The 405-nt window shown below is 37.0% G+C and carries 1 pseudogene; it reads right to left on the bottom strand.

What is annotated here, in order from left to right:
• Positions 1–405, bottom strand: a pseudogene (locus FFR48_RS28500) (transposase); the annotation flags it as partial.

The following is a 405-nucleotide window of genomic DNA, read 5'->3' as shown; positions in this document are numbered from 1 at the left end:
GTAGAAAGATTCATAACCAAGAAGGAAATAGCAATAGAAGTTAAAGAAGTATGAGGCAATTTAGCCATGACTCTACCCAGGCTAAATCTTCGTTTACCTTGTCCGAATTTACCCTCAATAGAATTACGAACCCGTTCATCATCAATAGCTTGTTTCTTTGTTTCTTTGCTGACATTTTTAGGTGGTCTACCCAGTGGAGTACCACTAATTCTAATTCCTCTTTCCTTACACCAAGCTCTATTTTCCCTGTTGCGGTAAATTTTATCTACACTTCGACTGCGCTCAGTGCATCGCATGAACCGATTCAGGATAATATCCGGTGTAATTTTTGTAGGCTTCTACTTGAGATTTTAAGTCTCCTGATTCATTAAAGTTATCCCAACTAATATTGTCTAAAAATACATA

Origin of the sequence: Sphaerospermopsis reniformis (assembly GCF_005402885.1) — a bacterium.
GTDB classification, from domain to species: Bacteria; Cyanobacteriota; Cyanobacteriia; order Cyanobacteriales; family Nostocaceae; genus Sphaerospermopsis; species Sphaerospermopsis kisseleviana.
Note: the sequence above shows the minus strand (reverse complement) of the source record. Positions and strands in the feature narration are given on the sequence as shown.